We start from the raw sequence: 18581 nt of genomic DNA, 5'->3' as shown, positions 1-18581 counted from the left end.
TCAGTTCAGCTCCTCGAGGGCCTTGGTCTTGCGGAAGCTGATGATCGAGATCGTCGCGACCACGATGAAGATCAGGATCGTGAACGCGGAGGCGAGGCCGTAGTCGCGGGACTGCCCCGTGAAAGCCACCTTATAGACCATCGAGATCAGGATGTCGGTGTGCCCGACCGGAATGCTGACATCGTCGAACCGCGGCCCGCCCTTGGTCAGCATGTAGATCAGGTTGAAGTTGTTGAAGTTGAACGCGAACGACGAGATCAGCAGCGGCGCCACCGTGACGAGCAGCAGCGGAAGCTTGATGCGCCGGAAGACCTGCCACGGGTTGGCGCCGTCCATCACCGCGGCCTCGTTGACGTCTTCGGGGATGCCCTGGAGGGCGCCCATGCAGACGAGGAACATGTAGGGGAAGCCGAGCCAGAGGTTCACCAGCAGCACCGAGACCTTCGCGAGGTTCGGATCGGTGAGCCACGGGATGTCCGCTCCCCCGAAGATCACCTGGTTGATGAAGCCGAAGCTCTCGTTCATCATCCCGGCCCAGACGAGGGCGGAGAGGAACGCGGGGAATGCGTACGGGAGGATCAGGATGATCCGGTACCCGTTGCGGAACCGCATCCGCGTGTTGTTGAACACCAGCGCGAGGAGCAGGCCGAGGAAGAACGTCGTCGCCACGGAGAGCACCGCGAAGACGAAAGTCCAGATCGTCACCGAGATGAGCGGGCCGCGGATCGAGTCGTCGGTCACCGCGCGCACGAAGTTGTCGAACCCGACGGTGGTCTGCCAGCCGGGAAGCAGCTCGGTGCCGTCCTCGGCGATGAACGAGCCCTCCCCCGTGTCGGAGTACACCGCGCCGGTCGTGGTGTCGGTGATGGTGTCGGCATCCGCGTCGTACTCGAGCGTCGAGACGTACAGGTAGCCCTTCTGGCCGTCGGGCGCACGCAGGCTGCCGTCGTTGGGGTCGTCGCTGAACGGCACCGAGAGCTTCTCCAGCTCTTCCGAGAGCGTGAACACCTTCGCGAGGGGCAGCGTGGTCCAGCCGTCGACGGCCACAGCCTGGTCGCCGTCGAACTCGGCGTCGACCTCCTCCAGGGGCTGCTCGGCCGTGCCGAGCAGCGCGTCGCCGGAGTCGGGATCGGTCACCAGCAGGCCGTAGGTGCCGAACTGCTCGACGACCGTGACCGGGTACGTCGGGGAGTCCTCCACGCGCTCCTGGGCGGAGGCGAGGAGCGACGAGATCGCCTGGTCCTTCGTGCCGTTGTGGCCGGTGCCGTAGTTGGTGAAGCCGATGTACCCGGTGTACAGCAGCGTGAACACCTGGAAGATGATCAGGAAGATGATGCCGGGCGTGAGGTACTTCGCGGGGATGCGCTTGCGCGAGAAGTAGATGTAGTTGACGAGCACGGTGACGGCCACGACCAGGCCGAGCACCAGCCACTCCTGCTGCCCGAAGAGGACGAACGCCGCATACAGCGCGATGGCGTCGACGATGGCCAGCAGCAGGATCTTCAAGAGCATCCAGCCGAGCGGCCCGGATGCGGCCTCGGCGATGCCGGCGGCCTGGCGCTGGCGCTTGGTGAGTGGAGCCGTGGGCTCGGCGGTGTCTGTCATCTCGTCCCCGTCGTCGAGCTGCCGGGGCGGACGAGGTCCGCCCCGGCAGGGATGGTGCTGGGTGTCTTACTTGATCGCTGCGGTGACGTCGTCGACGAGCTTCTGCCACGTCGACGCCGGGTCGGAGCCGTTGATGATCGCGGCCTCGGCCACGCCCCAGAACTCCCAGACCGATCCCATCGCGGGGATCGCGGGCATCGGGACGGCATCCGCACCGACGGCCTGGAAGCCGGCGATGATCGGGTCGGAGGCGGCGGAATCGGCGGCGGCCGTCAGCGCGGGGAGGATGTTGCCGGCCTCGAACAGCTCGAGCTGCACCTCTTCGGTGCCGATGTAGTTCACGAGGAAGTCGTTCGCGGCGACCTTGTTCTTCGACTCGGAGCTCACGAAGAAGCCCTTGACGCCGGCGAACGGCGACGCGGTCTCACCCGTGGGGCTGGGGATCGGGTCGATCGCGACGTTGATTCCGGCGTCGACTGCGGCGCCGACGTTCCACGGGCCGGTCAGCCAGAAGGACGCGGTGCCGTCGAGGAACTGCTGCTTGGCGATCTCGCCGTCGACGTCGGTGTTCAGCGTGCCTGCGGCGCCCTGAGCGGCGAGCCAGTCGGCGAAGGCCGTTCCGCCCTCGCTGCCGAGCTGCAGATCTGCGGAGTCGTAGCTGCCCGAGTCGTCGGTGCCGAAGACCGGAGCGCCGAACGCCGTCTGGAACGGGTACAGGTGGTACGGGTTGCCCTCGGTGCCCTGCTCGACGACGAACGCGCCCTTCGAGACCATGTCGTCGAAGCTCGTCGCGGCGGCGGGCACCATGTCGGCGTTGCGCAGCACGGCGATGTTCTCGACCGCGTAGGGAAGCATGTAGACGGTTCCGTCGTAGGTCGCCGCCTGAAGGGCGACGGGCAGGTAGTCGGCCGACGAGTCGCCGAGCTCGAGCGGGGCGACCACGCCGTTGGTCGAGAGCTCTCCGAGCCAGTCGTGCGCGCCCATGACCACATCGGGGCCCTTGCCGGTCGGCACCTGCTGGATGAAGTCGTCCTTCATGTCGTCGACGGACTTGCCGACGAGCTCGACCTTGACTCCGGTCTTCTCCTCGTAGGAGTCGGCGGCGCTCTGCAGCGCGTCGACGCGCTCGGCGTCGACCCAGACGGTCAGCGTGCCGCCGTTCTCACCCTCGGATGCGTCGCCGCCGTCGGTCGCGGTCGAGCAACCGGCCAGGGAAAGAGTCGAAACGATCGCGATGACGCCGGCGGCGACGATGCCCCTCTTGTTCACCTTCATTGGTGTGTGCCTCTCTGAGTACTGGTGGCCTGCAAGGACTGCAAGCGCTTACAGTATGCATCGAGAACGACGGGAATCGCAATGCAAAAGCCCTTCGATATCAAGCTGTAACCGCGGATTGGTGCGTGAGAGTCGATGGAAGCGCTTCCAAGCGAGCGTGAAAACGGCGGTGTCGATACACTTTGCGTATGGCTGACAGTTCCTTTGACATCGTCTCGAAAGTGGATCACCAGGAGGCCGAGAACGCCCTGAACCAGGCGCGCAAGGAGATCGAGCAGCGCTACGACTTCAAGGGCACGGGCGCCTCCATCGCCTGGAGCGGCGAGCAGATCCTGATCATCGCCGGCACCGAGGAGCGCGCGAAGGCCGTTCTGGACGTCTTCCAGTCGAAGCTCATCAAGCGCGGCATCTCGCTCAAGAGCCTCGAGTCGGGCGAACCCTTCGCCAGCGGCAAGGAGTTCCGCATCGTCTCGACCCTCAAGGACGGCATCTCCTCGGAGAACGCGAAGAAGATCAACAAGCTCATCCGCGACGAGGGTCCGAAGGGCGTGAAGAGCCAGATCCAGGGCGACGAGCTGCGCGTGCAGTCGAAGAGCCGTGACGACCTCCAGTCGGTGATCGCGCTGCTCAAGGGCGCGGATCTCGATCTCGACCTGCAGTTCATCAACTACCGCTGATCCCACAACGCAGGGGACGGATGCCGCCGCATCCGTCCCCTTTTCTGTGCCCTCGGATCCCATTCCGATATATGGGTCGGAGTGACCGAGACTGGATGCAGTCGCGTCCCGACGCGACAGACGATGCGGCGATGCATGACGCGCTGCCGAACCACGGTTCCGCGCTTCGCGGATCGCGGTTCCCGCCTTGTGGGGACTGGGCGCAGTTCAGCTCCGTGCACGCCATCGTCTGTGGTCGGCGAGTGTCCCAACACTCGCCGACCACAGAAAATCACCCGTACTCAATCCTGCGACGACGCGCCGACGACAAGCGCCTGCGTGATCGTCGGAAAACTCGTCTGTGGATTATTGGCATCGCGATCCACTTCGTGATGTAGTGGCCGTCCGGGCACATCATGGGGAGCCCGGATCTGGAAAGCAACTGGGGGCAGTCCATGAACACCAACAACTCGATGACGAGTATTCGAGAAAGCAAGCAGCTCTTGGCGGAGGAGGTGTTTCAGCACATCGGCGCGCAGATCGTCGACGGTGTGCTGGAGCCGGGGTATCGCATCCGCGATGTCGACGTCGCCGAAGAACTGCATGTGTCACGGACTCCGGTGCGAGAGGCGTTACAGCGTCTCGAGCGTCTCGGGCTCGTGACGATGTACCCGAGCAGATACACCGAGGTCACCGCCGTCACGGCAGAGACCGTCGAGCAGACGCTCGAGTTCGCGGGGTATCAGGCGGGGATGGCCGCGCGGATGGGCGTCGCGCGGATGAGCCAGCAGGACCGCGAGAGTCTCGCCGCACTGGTCGAGGAGATGTACACGGCGCTCGATGACGACGTGCACATCTCCAACACACGGTGGGCGGTGTTCTCGTTCCTCAGCGCGCGCAGTCGTAACGCGCAGCACCAGGTGCTGATCAACGACGCGAGCATGGCTCTCTTCCGCAATCTCCGCGGCTGGAGCGTGCCCGAGAACGACCGCGAGCGCATGCTCCAGGTCTACCGGGACTTCCACGACGCGGTGCTGCGCGGCGATGCCGACGAGGCCGAGCAGCAGGCACGTCTGATGCACTACGTCTGACCACTGGGTCGGACACTGCGCCTGATCACTGTCGGCGCGCGGCCGTCCAGCCTCTGACCCATCGGTCGAGGCGGCGATACGCTTCCTCTCTGGCCCCATGCCGCGAGAGGAAGACGTCGTGCAGGGCTCCGTCGATGCGCTCGACAGTGACAGACGGACCGAGCTTCAGCGACGCCCGCGCGATGTCGTCGACGACCAAGACCGAGTCTGCTCGGGTGAGGTCCTCCGACCATCGCGTGGGCGTCGCTGAGCGCGCGGACAGCAGCACGCACACGGGCGCGTCGATCGTCAGCCCCGCCGCGACCTTGGCGTGTCCGGTGAGTATCGCGTGGAACCACCCCGCGTGGACGGCCATCGTCTGCGCCGGACGCCAGAGGAGGTTCACCTCGACCGGATCGTCGGGGTCGGCGACCTCCTGCTGCGCGCGGGTGTAGAAGCCGAGATCGACCTGCGGCGCGACCTCCCGAGGAGCCCACCTGGCCTGCAGCTCGGCGACCGGAGCGATGAGCGGGCGGGCGGAAGCGACCTGGAACTCGAGCCAGGGGCTGTTCAGGATCACGGCATCCGCCGCCTCGGGGTGCCGCGACGCCCACAGGCTCAGGGTGAGTCCGCCGGTCGAGTGGCCGAGCAGCACGAGCCGCCGGGGGGATGCCGCGGCTCCAGTCCCGTGCCCCATCGCGGACAGAGCCGCGGCGATGTCCTCGTCGTACGCGACGAGGTCGGTGATGTAGCCGGGAGTCTGCCCATCGCGCAGACTCCGGCCGTACTTGCGCAGGTCGAGCGCGAAGAAGCGCGCCCCGCGAGACGTCCAGAATCGAGCGAGCCGCTTCTGGAAGAAGTAATCCGACCAGCCGTGCACATAGAGCACGTCGACATCGTCCAGCGGGAGGCTCTGCCCGCGCAGCCGGTCCCACCAGGGCCGGTCCCGCGGCACCGCACGCACGAGCGTGGCGACGAGCGGTCCCTCATCGTCCTCGCCGAGCTCGAGCGTGAGCTGCTCGAACTCGTCGCCGAGGACGTCCGGTATCCACTCAGGCATGCCGCCAGGCTATCGAAACGGTGTCGACTACTGGGGAGCGGTGTGTCCGACCGTGAGGCTGCGCACGACCTGCTGCGCGAGCGGTGCCGGATCAGCGGCCCCGGCTCCGTTGTCGAAGGTCACCAGCCGGATCCAGTCCGGACCGACTCGCACGTCGACGATCTTCTCGCCGTTCGCACCCGTGCTCGCCGTGGCGGCATCGGCTCCCTCGAGTTCGACGGGTTCACCGTCGATTTTCTCGAACGCCCATGCCCCGGCGGGAAGTGTCGTGAGCATCAGATAGCTGGATCCTTCGTACTCGCTCCCGGCCGACTTGAAATAGCAGATGCGCGATCCGTTGACGACCTCGTACACCTCCGCTGGGATGCCCCAGCCGCCGAAGTCCGAGAAGAGCGCGGCATCCGTCACTCCGAATTCGGCATTCACCTGCTCCGGTGTGATGAAGCGCTCGCACGGCGCACCGACGATGTCGCTCTCGACGTAGTCGACCTCGCGCAGGCTCGCAGCCGCCGAGGCGGCGATCCGACGCAGCGCCTCTTCGATCGGAGCGGTGTCATCCGCTCCCAGATCGGGGTCGACGACGGTGGCCGACAGCAGCACGTCTCCGTCGGGAAGCTCGAAGCCGCAGCGCCCGTCCTCGCAACTCGCCTGCTCACCCCAGAAGCCCTGACGCTCGGTCGCGCCGGCGATCACAGCCTGGGCATCCGGCACGATCGTGACCTCCCAGCTGCGCTCCGTGTCACCCGCGGAGCACGCGATCCCCCCTGCGCGCTGGAACATGTACTGCCCGGGGCCCGGCAGCCAGCCCGTCGCAGACACCAGCGACAGCGCCGGTGCGACCGGCGTCGACGGCTCCCCCACGAGTTCGGCCATGGTGGCGGCGACGTCGTCGCACGTCACATCGAACGCCGCCGCCGGTTCGACGATGGGCGCCGGCGTCGGGGACGGTGTGCCGGTCGACGACGCCGTCGCAGACGGCGAACCTGATGGCTTCGGCTCGGCGGCCGGCTCGGCAGTGCACCCTGACACCAGCAGCAGAGCGGCGGTGCCGAGGACGATCAGGGATCGCAGTCGCATCCCTTCACCCTACGGATGCCGCCCCGCAGGCGCACCGGGTGCCGACAACGATCCGGTGTCGGTCACTCTCCGCGGGAGACGCGCACCATCTCGTCACGCGGCACGACCTTGACGCGCGCGCGCTCGTGCGGCGCACCGAGAGCGACCTCGTGCTCGTCGAGCCGGTGCCAGCCTTCGAGGTCGGTCCACTTCACACCGCGCTCGAGCAGCAGGGCGGGGATCGCCTCTTCAGACGGGTCCTCCGGGTGCCACCACGAGCCCTGGTCGTTGATGATGTGCCGCACGGTCTCCATGGCATCCGACTTGGTGTGGCCGATCAGGCCCACCGGTCCGCGCTTGATCCACCCTGTCGCGTAGATGCCGGGCATCTGCTGGTTCGAGTCCTTGGCCAGCACCTGGCCCTCGCGGTTGGGGATGACGCCGTGCTTCTTGTCGAACGGAACGCCCGGAAGCGGCGAGCCGAAGTAGCCGATGGCGCGGTAGAGCGCCTGCAGCGGAACCTCGCGCATCTCGCCCGTGCCCACGGCACCGCCCTGCCCGTCGGGCTTCGTGCGCTCGTAGACGAGGGCCGCGACACGACCGGCGTCGTCCTTGCGGACCTCGACCGGGCGGGCCCAGAAGTGCAGGTGCAGACGACGCGATGCCGTGCCTCCCGCATTGTTGACCGAGTCGCGCTTGCGCCACGACTGCAGGATGCGGTCGATCACCATGACCTGCTTGTTGCTGGCCACCGCGTCTTTCGACGCCTCGTCGTAGTCGAAGTCCTCGTCGTAGACGACCATGTCGACGTCACGCAGCTCGCCGAGCTCACGCAGCTCGAGCGGGGTGAACTTGACCTGAGCGGGTCCGCGGCGTCCGAACACGTGCACATCGGTGACGGCGCTCGCCTTGAGACCCTCGTAGACGTTCTCCGGCACCTCGGTGACGAGCAGGTCTTCGGCGTGCTTCGCCAGCATGCGGGCGACGTCGAGAGCGACGTTGCCATTGCCCAGCACACCGACGGATGCGGCGTCGAGCGGCCACTCGCGCGGCACATCGGGGTGGCCGTCGAACCAGCTCACGTAGTCTGCTGCCCCGTAGGCGCCGACCGCGTCGATGCCGGGGATGTCGAGCGTCGTGTCGCGGATCGCGCCGGTGGCGAAGATGACCGCGTTGTAGTGCTTCTTCAGGTCGTCGAGGGTGATGTCCTCGCCGAACCGCACGTTGCCGAACAGCCGGATGTCACCGCGGTCGAGCACATCGCGCAGCGCGTTGACGATGCCCTTGATGCGCGGGTGGTCGGGTGCGACGCCGTAGCGGACCAGGCCGTAGGGGGCGGGGAGCTGCTCGAAGAGATCGATGGAGACGTCGAACTTGCGCTCGGCCTTCAGCAGGATGTCTGCTGCGTAGATGCCGGCGGGGCCCGCTCCGACGATGGCCAGTCTGAGCTTGGTCATAAGGGGTCCTTTCGTATGCCGTCACGCCCGGCGCACGCGGCCGAGGGCCGCGACGCGATCAGCTGGAGCGTTCGACGAGGGTCTCTGCGAAACGAGTGAGCGCTTCGCGCACGGTGCCACGCGGGAGCGGGGCGAGCGCGTCGATCGCATCCTGAGTCCAGGAGTGCGCGAGCGCGAGGGTCTTCTGCGTTCCGACGTGGTCGCGGAGCTCGGTCAGCGGTCCGTCGAGGATCGCGGGGTCGGCCCCTTCGGCGATGCGCGCCACCCCGTCGTCGATGCGAGCGGCGAGACCGATCGAGGCATCATCGGCCTCGGCCTTCAGCAGCAGGTACGGCATCGTCGGAACCCCGGCCCGCAGGTCGGTGCCCGGCACCTTGCCGGTGTCCTCGGGCTTCGCCGACAGGTCGATCACGTCGTCGAGCAGCTGGAAGGCGACGCCGATCTTCTCGCCGTACACGCGCAGCGGCTCTTCGTACTCCGACGGTGCGTTGGAGAAGATCACGCCGCCCTGCGTCGCCGCGGCGATGAGAGAGCCGGTCTTGTCGGCCAGCACCTGGAGGTAGAACTCGATGGGATCATCGTCGGGCTGAGCGCCGATCGTCTCGTGCATCTGTCCGAGGACGAGGCGCTCGAAGGTGTCGGCCTGCAGCCGGATTGCCCGCTCACCCAGACGCGACATCAGCTGGCTCGCACGGGAGAAGAGGATGTCGCCGGTCAGGATCGCGATGTTGTTGCCCCACACGGTCTGCGCCGCGGGCACTCCGCGACGGCGATCCGCACCGTCCATGACGTCGTCGTGATACAGCGAGCCGAGATGGGTGATCTCGAGCGCCTTCGCGACATCGATCACCTGATCGGTGTTGCCGTCGCCGAGCTGGGCCGCGAGCAGCGTCAGCACGGGGCGGATGCGCTTGCCCCCCGCCTCGTACAGATAGCGGCTGGCGGCATCGGCGAGCGGATCGGCCACACGCACGTCGTCGGCAAGACCGGTCTCGACGAGCTCGAGCCCGTCTTCGATCGCCTGCGCGATGCGTCGACCGGCGGTGCCGATGAAGACACGGTCGCTGAAACCGAGACGGCTCGCCAGTCGCGAACCCGGGGCTACGCGGCTCGAAGTCACGGTCTCAGCCTACCGTCGTCAGCTGGGCGGGTACGCGCGTCGCATTCACGCGGGCTTGAACGCCCGGTGCAGCGCGACGATCCCGAACGAGAGGTTGCGGTATTCGACCTCGGTCCACCCGGCCTCGCGGATCCACGCGGCGAGCTTCTTCTGGTCGGGCCAGTCACGGATCGACTCGTTGAGGTAGTCGTAGGCGTCGCCGTTGGTGCCGGCGACGCGAGCCACCCGAGGAAGCACCTGCGAGTTGTAGAACCGGTACGCGGCACGGAAGACCGAGCCCGGCGGGGTCGAGAACTCGTTGATCACCAGACGACCGCCCGGCTTCGTGACGCGCAGCAGCTCACGCAGCGCCTTCTTCGGGTCGTTGACGTTGCGCAGCGCGTACGACATGGTGACGGCGTCGAACTCGCCGTCGTCGAACGGCAGATCGGTGGCATCCGCCTGCACGAACGAGAGATTGCGGATGCTGCCGTGGCGGCGCTGCCCCTCGGCGAGCATGCCCGGCGAGAAGTCGGCGGCGACGACCTGCGCACCGCTGCGGGCGAGGGATGCCGACGAGGACGCGGTGCCCGCACCGAGGTCGAGGATCTTCTCCCCCGGCTTCGGGGCGACGGCCCTCGTCGTGGCCGCGCGCCAGAGCGCGTCGTTGCCGACCGTCATCGCCGTATTCGTCCGGTCGTAGCCCGCGGCGACCTGGTCGAACATGCCGCTGACGCGGGCGGGGTCCTTGCCGAGATCGGCGCGGTTGGCTTCGTTCGAGGTCACACGCCCAGTCTAGGCGCGAGGTGCAGCGCGTCGAGGCGGTCGAGCCAGAGATCCGGCGTGGCATCGTCGAAAGGGGCGAGGCGATCTCGCACCCGCCGCTCGAGATCGAGGGCCAGAGCCTCGAGTCCGGCCATGATCTCGGCGGGGTATCCGTAGCTCACGCTGTGCTCGGCCCACTCGTCGCGGTCGTCGACCCATGTGCCGCGCGGACCCTCGACCCGCACGACGTCGAGGTCCATGTCGATGCCGACGGCGAGGAGCGGGTCGTCCGACCAGCGCACCTCCCATCCGATGTCGATGTAGATCCGCATGCCCTTCGGGTGGTCACGGTTCACGGTCAGGGCGAAGTCGGACCGCCTCGGCACGAGCGTGACATTAGGGGCCTCGGCGATGTAGCCCGCGCCCGGTCGAGCGCTCGACCAGCCGACGGGCTGGCCGAGCCAGTCGCCCCACTCGTCGGCGCCGAGGTACACGCACTCATGACGCCAGTGCGGAGACCCGTCCCACTTGCGCCACTGGAAGATCATCTCGGTGCCGGGTGCGGGGCGGACGTCGCTCATGCACTCAGCGTAGGCGTGGCCTGTCACATCCCGGTCGACGGGTGACGAACTAGGCTGGAGGGGTGAGCAGCAGGCTGGTCGTGGAGACCCGTGAGATCGATCCGGTCGAGGATCTCCTGGCCTACGCCGACCCGTCGCGGCCTCTCGCCTGGCTGCGCCGCGGCGACGGCATCGTCGCCGTCGGCGACGCCATCGTCGAGACGGTCCGCATCCCCGCCGGCGCAGCGGCCCTGCGATCCGCTGCGATCGCTCGGGCATGGCGAGAGCTCGCGCAGGACGCCGAGATCGATGACGAGCTCGGGCTCCCCGGCTCCGGACTGGTCGCCTTCGGTGCGCTGACCTTCGACGAGGACTCCGCCGCCGACAGCATCCTCGTCGTGCCGGCGCTCGTGATCGGTCGACACCACGGGCGCACCTGGATCACCCGCATCCGTTCGTCGTCGGCGTCGGCACCCGCAACCGAGCCGCAGCCTGAGGCGGCGACGATCGCCTACGGCCCGCACTGGGCCGGCACCGTCGGCCCCGGTGCCCAGAGCCCGCAGGGCTATCAGGACTCGGTGCGCCAGGCACTCGAACGCATCGCCGCCGGCGAGCTCAGCAAGGTCGTGCTCGCACGCGACCTCACCGGCAGCATCCCGGCCGGTTCCGACCTGCGCCGGCTCGTGCGCGCGCTGTCGACCGGATACCCCGACACGTGGGCGTTCGCGGTCGACGGGCTGATCGGCGCGAGTCCCGAGACCCTCGTCACCGTGCAGCAGCGCACCGTCACCGCCCGCGTGCTCGCCGGAACGATCGGACGCGGAGCCGACGCGGATGCCGACACCGTCGCATCCAGCCACCTGGCCTCGAGCACCAAGGACCTCGACGAGCATGAGTACGCGGTGCAGAGCGTGCTGGCCTCGCTGCGTCCGCACACCCGCGCGCTGGCGGCGAGCGAGCAGCCGTTCCTGCTCAAGCTGCCGAACCTCTTCCACCTGGCGACCGACGTCGAGGGCGAGCTGGCCGATGGCGGCTCGTCACTCGACCTGGTCGGGGCCCTGCATCCGACCGCCGCCGTGGCCGGCACCCCGACGTCTGCGGCGATCGCGGCTATCCGCGAGCTCGAGCCGTTCGACCGTGGGCGGTACGCCGGTCCGGTGGGATGGGTCGACGCGGCCGGCAACGGCGAGTGGGCGATCGCGCTGCGCTGCGCGCAGTTCACCCCCGCCGAGACCGACATCGCCGTCACCGCCTACGCGGGCGCAGGCATCGTCGCAGGCTCCGACCCCGAGTCGGAGCTGCTCGAGACCCGGGTCAAGTTCCGTCCGCTGGTCGACGCGCTCGCCTGACCCGCGCCCGGACCGCCCGCGGTCAGCTCGCCGCGAGGCGCTCCTTCTCCGCGTCGACATCGAAGTCGGCCGCCGGCCACTGCGGATCGATGCGCTGCAGCGCGTCGAGCAGCAGCTCCTGCACGGCGAGGCGGGCGAACCACTTGTGGTTCGCCGGGATCACATGCCACGGAGCCGGCTCGGTCGAGGTGCGCTCGAACATGATCTGATACGCCGCCATGTAGTCGTCCCACAGCAGTCGCTCGTCGACATCGCCCGGGTTGTACTTCCAGTGCTTGTCGGGTCGCTCGAGCCGCTCCATCAGTCTCGACTTCTGCTCGTCGGGCGAGATGTGCAGCATGACCTTGACGATGCGCGTGCCCGATGCGGCGACCGCGGCCTCGAACTCGTTGATCGCGTCGTACCGGCGCTCGATCTCGTCCGCCGGGGCCAGCGAACGCACCCGGCCGATCAGCACGTCTTCGTAGTGCGAGCGGTCGAAGACGCCGATGAACCCGGGCTCCGGGAGGCGCCTGGACACACGCCACAGGAAGTCGTGCTCGAGCTCTTCGTCGGTCGGCGCCTTGAACGCCGTGAGCGCGACGCCCTGCGGATCGACCCCGCCGACCACGTGGCGCACGATGCCTCCCTTGCCCGCGGAGTCCATCGCCTGCAGGATCAGCAGCACCGAGTCCTTCGCCACGCCGACGCGGCTCTCGGCGAAGAGCCGCTCCTGCAGCTGATTGAGCTCGTCGAGGCCCGCCTCGAGATCGCGCTTGCCGTCGGCTTTCGCGCCGCTGTAGCCGGGGGTGCTCTGCGGATCGAGGTCGGAGAGGCGGAATCCGTCGCCGACCTGGAGGGCCTTGGCCCACTCATGCGCTGTCATGCGTTCATCCTGCCACTGGATATCCGCAGCGGAGGCGAAGGTTCTCAGCGGGACAGCGGGACCTCGATCAGCTGACGGCCACCGGCCGGGGTGGTGAGGGCCTGGTCGAGTGCCGTGCGGGTCGTCACGCGCTGGTACTCCCATCCGTAGGCGAGTGCCAGCTGCTCGAGCCGCACCGCGTGCGGCGTGTAGAACGCGCGATCGAGATCGGCCCGATCCGCCGTGCCCGCGACCTCGAGGCCGTCGAAGATCGTGCCGCCGCCGTCGTTGCCCACGATGACCTGGATGCGAGGCTCGTGCTCGTCGGGCGGGAGCAGCAGGGCGCCGACATCGTGCAGGAAGGTCAGATCGCCGAGCAGCACGCGGGTGACCCCGGGCGCTCCCCCGGCCTGACTGGCGAGCGCGATGCCCGTGGCGGTGGCGATCGTGCCGTCGATCCCCGCGAGCCCGCGGTTGGCGCGCACCGGGACCTTCTTGCCACCGAGCACCGCATCGGCCACCCGCACGAGCCGCGACGAGCCGAAGACGAGTCGATCGTGCGGCCAGGTCGCCCGCCAGACGGCGTCGGCGAGCAGCTCACGGTCGAGCGGCCGGCGCACCGCCGCCAGCTCGGCCTTCACCGCGTCGCGCCGCGCCGACGGATCGGTCGACGTGAGACCGTCCTGGTCGGGCGCCCGCTCGCTGAGATCGACGGCGTGAGCCGCGGATGACGTGAGCCACGCACCGAGCCACTCGCGGTCGGCGACGCCGGGTGCGACCGACACGGACGCCGCGGCCGTCGTGCGGCCGTTGAGATCGAGAGCCTCGCCGCCACGTCGGACGGCGATCACGTCGACATCCGGCCGCGACAGCAGGCGAGCCACCTCACGACTGAGGGTCGGGTGCCCGAGCACGACGGCGCGCTCGATGCGGCCGCCCAGCTCGTCGTCGCGCAGCAGCGCACGATAGCCGTGCACGACCTGGCGGCCGAAGCGCGCACCGCTGACGATCTCGGCGATCAACGGCCAGGATCCGGCGTGCGCGATCTCTTCGGCATCCGGTCCCGCGTCGGCGCCGGCGATGACGACCGTGCGCGGCCCCCGCTCGAGCAGGAGCGGTTCTGCCGCCACCGGTCTGGGCACGTCGCCCGGCACGATGTCGACGGTCGGGACGTCGCCCGACAGCGGCTCGCGCGACGGCAGGTTCAGGTGCACGGGGCCGGCGACACCGGCCAGACCGTGGGTGGCATCCGCGCCCATCGCCGCGGCGACGGCGCGCATCGCGAGACCCGCCCAGTCACCGTCGCCCGGCACGGGGGCATCGATCTGCTCGCGCACCCAGGAGGCGAACATGCCCGGCTGGATGGTGGCCTGATTAGCTCCCACTCCGCGCAGCTCGGGCGGCCGATCGGCCGTCAGGAGCAGCAGCGGCACCCCCGAGTGGAAGGCCTCCATCGCTGCGGGAAGGAGGTTGGCGGCAGCGGTCCCCGAAGTGCAGAGCACCGCCGCGGGCACACCCGTCTCACGCGAGAGACCGAGCGCGGTGAATCCTGCGACCCTCTCGTCGATGCGCACGTGCAGACGCAGCTGCCCCTGATTCGCGGCATGCACCGCGGCGAGCGCGAGCGCCTGAGATCGAGACCCCGGCGAGAGCACGAGATCGCGCACGCCGTGGCCGATCAGGTCGGCGATCAGGGATGCCGCAGCATCCGTCGCGGGCGATGAGGTCACGGACGCGCGTCCGGCGCCGTACCGTCCGGTGCGGCTCCGTCGTCGGTCTCGTCCTCGAGACGAGCGAGCTCCTCCTCGAGACGGCGGATGCGCGCATCCTGCTCGCTCTTGCTGATGCTGCGGAGGAACTGGGGGTCGTCGTCGGGCGCGATGATCGTGATCGCTCCGCCGTTGTCGTTCGCGCGGCGTCGGCCGATCGTGAACCAGAGGATGCCCCCGATGACCGGGATGAGGATGACGATGGCGATCCAGGCGGCCTTGGGCACGCCCCGGTGTCGCGTCGGCGGCTGCACTGCGCAGTCGACGATGCTGTACACCCAGAATATGGCGGCCAGGAAGCCGCCAACGATCAACAGTCTCGCCACCCCTCCAGTGTAGGCGGGTCTGTGACGCGTGGATCTGCCTGGGCGCTCAGCGCGGGCGCCGATGCCCGATTGTTAGACTGCGCGGACCATGCCTGCCCCGTCGATGCCGCTGCGTCACCAGGGCGTCGAGCGGATGCTGATCCTCCGGGTCGCTCTCGCCCTCGGCCTCGCCCTGCTGCTCGTCATCGGCGCGTGGTCGGCGTCGCACGGCAAGGCGGATGCGCACACGACGCTGTGCCTCGCTCCGGGCGCGAGCGTCGCGTCGGTCACGGCGCACCACGACGAGACGAGCGTGGTCGAGTCCGCTCCATCGGACGACGTCGGGGTCGTCATGGTCGCGGCGCTCTGCTGCGTCCTCCTCGTGCTGCTCTCGTTGCGCTCCGTCAGAGGCGCGCCGCTGATCCGTCGCGCTGCGGTGGTGCGTGCATCGGCTCCGAGCCGCGCGGGTCCTCGTCTGCACGTCCCCGCGCTCACCCTCGCTCAGCTCTCGGTCTCCCGCACCTGAATCAGGCACGCCGCTCGTCGGCGACCCCGGCCGCGCTCGTCGCGGCTCACTCACCCTGCCTGATCCGAACCGTTGGAGAACCCATGAAGACCCCTGCCAAGGTGGCCCTGATCACCGTCGCCGCCGCGATCGTCCTCGCGATCGTCGGCGTCGCCTACGCCCTGTCGCAGCGCCCCGCAGACCCCCTGCCGCCCGAGGGCGAGAAGCGGCAGACCGTGCGCACCGACTCGCACGTCCTCGACGACGGAGGACCGGACGCCGTCACCGTCGTCGAGTTCCTCGACTTCGAATGCGAGGCCTGCGGAGCGTTCTATCCGATCGTCGAAGACCTGCGCGAGGAGTATTCGGGCGAGATCACCTACGTCGTGCGGTACTTCCCTCTGCCCGGTCACATCAACTCGACGCAGGCCGCTCTCGCCGCCGAAGCCGCGGCGCAGCAGGACCGCTTCGAGGACATGTACCACCGCCTCTTCGAGACGCAGGCCCAGTGGGGCGAGAAGTCCGAGGAGACGCCCGAGGTGTTCCGGGGAATCGCGGCCGAGCTCGGACTCGACATGGCCGCCTACGATGCGGCGATCTCCGACCCGGCGACACTCGATCGAGTGGAGGCCGACAGGAGCGACGGCGAGCGGCTCGGAGTGCGCAGCACCCCCAGCTTCTTCATCGACGGCGAGCCCGTGTCGCTGGAGGCGTGGGGGGACCTCGAAGCGGCTCTGGAGAATGCCGTGGAGAGGTAGCCAGCAGAGCCGTCGTCAGAGGAGTCCTCGGGCGAGGAGCGCCTCCTGGTACGCGCCCGCCTTCGCGCTGACGACCTGACGGCAGGCGATCAGCGTCTCGATCTGCGCGTCGAGAGAGCGCTCGTGCGCGCGCAGCAGGGCGAGACGCTCGGCCTCGTTGCCGCTGCCGACGCGCACCAGGGCGGCGTACTCACGCAGCAGGGCGATGGGGGCGCCGGATTCGCGCAGTCGCGCCAGCAGCGCGAGCCACGCGAGCGAGTCGTGGGCGTAGACCCTCCGACCGCCGGAGGTGCGCGGCACGTCGCGAGGGAAGAGCCCTTCTGCCTCGTACCAGCGCAGCGTGTGCACGCTCACGCCGGCCAGACGGGCGAGCTCGCCGATGCTGAACGTGCGCGTCGTGTCGATCACATCCTCCACGAGGACTCCTCCTTGACTTCGAGTGCACTCTAGATCGTACGGTCGGAGCATGACAGATGCACTCCCCCCTCTCGACATGATCGCCCGTCAGCAGCCCCTCGCCTCGGAGTTCGGCTATCGCTCCACTGCGGCCGAGGTGATCGCCGAGGTCGACCTCTCGGGCAAGACCGTGATCGTCTCGGGCGGGTACTCGGGACTCGGACTCGAGACGGTGCGTGCGCTCGCGAATGCCGGAGTGCGCGTGATCGTGCCTGCGCGTCGCCTCGACGCCGCCGAGGAGGCGCTCGCAGGGATCGACGCGGTCGACGTCCGCAGCGCCGACCTCGGCGACCTCGACTCGGTGGCAGCGTTCACCGAGACCGTCCGTCGCGACGGACGCCCGATCGATCTCGTGCTCGATGTCGCCGGCATCATGGCCACCCCGTTCGGTCACACCGCGCAGGGCTTCGAGTCGCAGTTCGGCACCAACCACCTCGGCCACTTCGCCCTGGTCAACGGAGTGGCCGACCTGCTGCCGGAGGGCGCTCGCGTCGTCTCCTACTCCTCGGGAGGGCACTTCCGCTCCCCCGTGCGATTCGAGGACATCGACTTCGAGACGACGCCCTACGACCCGTGGGTCGCCTACGGGCAGTCGAAGACGGCGAACGCGCTGTTCGCCGTCGGGCTGGCCCGTCGTGGCGCGACCCGCGGCATCCTCGCCTTCTCGGTGCACCCGGGCGGGATCATGACCGACCTGCAGCGGCACGTGCCCCGCGAGGAGCTGATCTCGCGCGGATGGATCGACGAGGACGGAACGCCGAACCCGCGCTTCAAGACGCCGGCAGAGGGAGCGTCGACGGGTCTCTGGGCCGCGACGGCTCCCGAGCTGGCCGATCGCAGCGGCGCGTACTGCGAGGACTGCTCGATCAAGGGCATCGTCCCGCCCGAGCACACGGACATGACGACCGGCGGCGTGAAGCACTGGGCGATCGATCCCGAGGCCGCCGAGCGGCTGTGGGCGCTCTCGGTCACCGCGACGGGAGTCGACGGCTTCGCCTGAGCGGCGGCCCGCGTCGGGCGGCTTCCGTCAGTCGGCGGCGAGACGGAGGATGCGGTCGTCGCCGGGCGAGGGGCTTCCGCGTCCGTCGGTATTGTTCGTGAGCACCCAGAGCATGCCGTCCGGTCCGGCGACGACGTCGCGCAAACGCGGAATCGACGCCGAGCGACAGCGTCGACCGGGTGTGCGTGCCGATGAACCCATTTCGGAGAGTCGGATGCAGGAGCACAATACCGATATGAACGAGGGCGCTTCCGTGGAGCAGCCCGTGCCTGCGGAGGGGCCGGCAGGGCCGCACGACGATGTCGCGCCGCCACGGACGAGCGGGGAGTCGGATGCGATGCTGGGCCGCCGTGCGCAGCTTCTCGCCACCGAGCACTGGGGGCTTCTCGCCGCCCGCAGCACCGCGCAGAGCGAGGTGCTGTCGCGCATCACGATCTTCCTGACCCTCGTCTCCGCCGGACTCGTGACCATCGGACTGCTGGGGCAGGCGTCGGACTTCGGCGGGTGGTTCGGCGGCGCGTCACTCGCGATCCTCGCGTTCCTCGCGGTCATCGGCTTCATGACCCAGGTGCGCGTGATGAACGTGTCGGAGGAGGACATGATGTACGTCGTCGCGATGAACCGCATCCGCGGCGCGTACGTCGACCTGGATCCGGAGGTCGCCGATGTCTTCCTCGCCTCGCCGCACGACGACGAACCGGGGATGAAGCGCACGTACTCGTTCCTCCGTCCCCGTCGCCTGAGCATCCTGCTCGGCAGCTCGGTCATGCTGCTGATCGTCGTGAACGCCTGCGTCGTGGGGATGCTCGTCGGCTCGGCCGTGATCGCGGGTGGCGGCGCTTTCGCCGGGGCGATCGCGCTCGGCATCGTCGCCGGACTGGTGCTCGCCGCCGGCTTCATGACGTTCGGCGGCGTCGGCTACCGCTGGGCATGGAGCCATCACGCGCCACGACGTTCCACTCCGGAAGGCGACGGTCGGTCGCTACGCTGAG

Annotated in this window: 19 protein-coding genes and 1 pseudogene; 7 read left to right on the top strand and 13 right to left on the bottom strand. The window is 68.8% G+C overall.

Annotated elements, in window-relative coordinates; translation table 11 throughout:
• On the bottom strand, nt 1-1605 hold the full coding sequence (locus ACIPV5_RS15255) for an ABC transporter permease subunit (protein ID WP_400341724.1): 1605 nt from the start codon (nt 1603-1605) through the stop codon (nt 1-3).
• Between the two features lie 66 nt (nt 1606-1671).
• Complete coding sequence (locus ACIPV5_RS15250) at nt 1672-2880, bottom strand: maltose ABC transporter substrate-binding protein (RefSeq protein ID WP_053097514.1); 1209 nt, start codon at nt 2878-2880, stop codon at nt 1672-1674.
• Between the two features lie 188 nt (nt 2881-3068).
• On the opposite strand from ACIPV5_RS15250, the gene ACIPV5_RS15245 reads away from it, so the two are divergent.
• Both ACIPV5_RS15245 and ACIPV5_RS15240 read left to right on the top strand, forming a co-directional pair.
• On the top strand, nt 3069-3557 hold the full coding sequence (locus ACIPV5_RS15245; RefSeq protein ID WP_053097515.1) for a YajQ family cyclic di-GMP-binding protein: 489 nt from the start codon (nt 3069-3071) through the stop codon (nt 3555-3557).
• Between the two features lie 434 nt (nt 3558-3991).
• Nucleotides 3992-4627 (top strand): GntR family transcriptional regulator, encoded by a 636-nt coding sequence (locus ACIPV5_RS15240; RefSeq protein ID WP_053097531.1) that lies wholly within the window; start codon nt 3992-3994, stop codon nt 4625-4627.
• Nucleotides 4628-4652: 25 nt separating this feature from the next.
• Here ACIPV5_RS15240 and ACIPV5_RS15235 read toward each other — a convergent pair whose 3' ends face one another.
• From ACIPV5_RS15235 to ACIPV5_RS15210, 6 genes are all read right to left on the bottom strand, one after another.
• Entirely contained in the window at nt 4653-5666 is a 1014-nt protein-coding gene (locus ACIPV5_RS15235) for an alpha/beta hydrolase (RefSeq protein WP_363521132.1), read from the bottom strand.
• Nucleotides 5667-5693: 27 nt separating this feature from the next.
• Nucleotides 5694-6743, bottom strand: a complete 1050-nt coding sequence (locus tag ACIPV5_RS15230; RefSeq protein WP_400341721.1) for a hypothetical protein — start codon at nt 6741-6743, stop codon at nt 5694-5696.
• Nucleotides 6744-6805: 62 nt separating this feature from the next.
• Nucleotides 6806-8179: an FAD-dependent oxidoreductase gene (locus ACIPV5_RS15225; RefSeq protein ID WP_053097534.1), complete on the bottom strand. Its 1374-nt coding sequence runs from the start codon at nt 8177-8179 to the stop codon at nt 6806-6808.
• 58 nt (nt 8180-8237) lie between these two features.
• The gene (locus ACIPV5_RS15220; protein ID WP_053097535.1) at nt 8238-9299 is read right to left on the bottom strand and encodes a polyprenyl synthetase family protein; all 1062 of its coding nucleotides are present in this window, start codon (nt 9297-9299) and stop codon (nt 8238-8240) included.
• Between the two features lie 45 nt (nt 9300-9344).
• Nucleotides 9345-10004 (bottom strand): ubiquinone/menaquinone biosynthesis methyltransferase, encoded by a 660-nt coding sequence (locus ACIPV5_RS15215; RefSeq protein ID WP_222839434.1) that lies wholly within the window; start codon nt 10002-10004, stop codon nt 9345-9347.
• A 56-nt stretch (nt 10005-10060) separates the two neighbouring features.
• Nucleotides 10061-10624 carry a hypothetical protein gene (locus ACIPV5_RS15210; protein ID WP_056279688.1) on the bottom strand — a complete coding sequence of 188 codons (564 nt, stop codon included), beginning with the start codon at nt 10622-10624 and terminating at the stop codon, nt 10061-10063.
• 62 nt (nt 10625-10686) lie between these two features.
• Here ACIPV5_RS15210 and ACIPV5_RS15205 point away from each other — a divergent pair, with 62 nt between their 5' ends.
• Nucleotides 10687-11952, top strand: a complete 1266-nt coding sequence (locus ACIPV5_RS15205) for an isochorismate synthase MenF (RefSeq protein ID WP_400341719.1) — start codon at nt 10687-10689, stop codon at nt 11950-11952.
• A gap of 22 nt (nt 11953-11974) precedes the next feature.
• On the opposite strand, the gene ACIPV5_RS15200 is transcribed toward ACIPV5_RS15205, so the two are convergent.
• The 3 genes from ACIPV5_RS15200 to ACIPV5_RS15190 are packed head-to-tail and all read right to left on the bottom strand — an operon-like array spanning nt 11975 to nt 14891.
• Nucleotides 11975-12817 (bottom strand): polyphosphate kinase 2 family protein, encoded by an 843-nt coding sequence (locus ACIPV5_RS15200; protein WP_320490394.1) that lies wholly within the window; start codon nt 12815-12817, stop codon nt 11975-11977.
• 44 nt (nt 12818-12861) lie between these two features.
• A complete protein-coding gene (menD, locus tag ACIPV5_RS15195) occupies nt 12862-14526 on the bottom strand; it encodes a 2-succinyl-5-enolpyruvyl-6-hydroxy-3-cyclohexene-1-carboxylic-acid synthase (protein ID WP_400341718.1) in 1665 nt (554 codons plus the stop codon).
• Nucleotides 14523-14891, bottom strand: a complete 369-nt coding sequence (locus ACIPV5_RS15190; RefSeq protein ID WP_053097541.1) for a PLD nuclease N-terminal domain-containing protein — start codon at nt 14889-14891, stop codon at nt 14523-14525. The genes menD and ACIPV5_RS15190 overlap by 4 nt, the downstream gene beginning before the upstream one ends.
• Nucleotides 14892-14979: 88 nt before the next feature.
• Here ACIPV5_RS15190 and ACIPV5_RS15185 point away from each other — a divergent pair, with 88 nt between their 5' ends.
• Together ACIPV5_RS15185 and ACIPV5_RS15180 are read left to right on the top strand one after the other, a co-directional pair.
• Nucleotides 14980-15396, top strand: a complete 417-nt coding sequence (locus tag ACIPV5_RS15185) for a hypothetical protein (protein ID WP_400341715.1) — start codon at nt 14980-14982, stop codon at nt 15394-15396.
• 83 nt (nt 15397-15479) lie between these two features.
• Nucleotides 15480-16133: a DsbA family protein gene (locus tag ACIPV5_RS15180; RefSeq protein WP_400341713.1), complete on the top strand. Its 654-nt coding sequence runs from the start codon at nt 15480-15482 to the stop codon at nt 16131-16133.
• Nucleotides 16134-16148: 15 nt separating this feature from the next.
• Here ACIPV5_RS15180 and ACIPV5_RS15175 read toward each other — a convergent pair whose 3' ends face one another.
• On the bottom strand, nt 16149-16550 hold the full coding sequence (locus tag ACIPV5_RS15175) for a MerR family transcriptional regulator (protein WP_400341711.1): 402 nt from the start codon (nt 16548-16550) through the stop codon (nt 16149-16151).
• Between the two features lie 49 nt (nt 16551-16599).
• Here ACIPV5_RS15175 and ACIPV5_RS15170 point away from each other — a divergent pair, with 49 nt between their 5' ends.
• Entirely contained in the window at nt 16600-17589 is a 990-nt protein-coding gene (locus tag ACIPV5_RS15170; RefSeq protein WP_400341709.1) for an oxidoreductase, read from the top strand.
• Between the two features lie 27 nt (nt 17590-17616).
• Here ACIPV5_RS15170 and ACIPV5_RS15165 read toward each other — a convergent pair.
• Nucleotides 17617-17739 (bottom strand): annotated as a pseudogene (locus tag ACIPV5_RS15165) (PQQ-dependent sugar dehydrogenase); the annotation flags it as partial.
• 85 nt (nt 17740-17824) lie between these two features.
• Here ACIPV5_RS15165 and ACIPV5_RS15160 point away from each other — a divergent pair.
• A complete protein-coding gene (locus tag ACIPV5_RS15160) occupies nt 17825-18580 on the top strand; it encodes a hypothetical protein (protein ID WP_400341708.1) in 756 nt (251 codons plus the stop codon).
• Nucleotide 18581: the final 1 nt, after the last annotated feature.

The organism is Microbacterium sp. NPDC090014 (genome assembly GCF_044748285.1).
Classification (GTDB): Bacteria; Actinomycetota; Actinomycetes; order Actinomycetales; family Microbacteriaceae; genus Microbacterium.
Note: the sequence above shows the minus strand (reverse complement) of the source record. Positions and strands in the feature narration are given on the sequence as shown.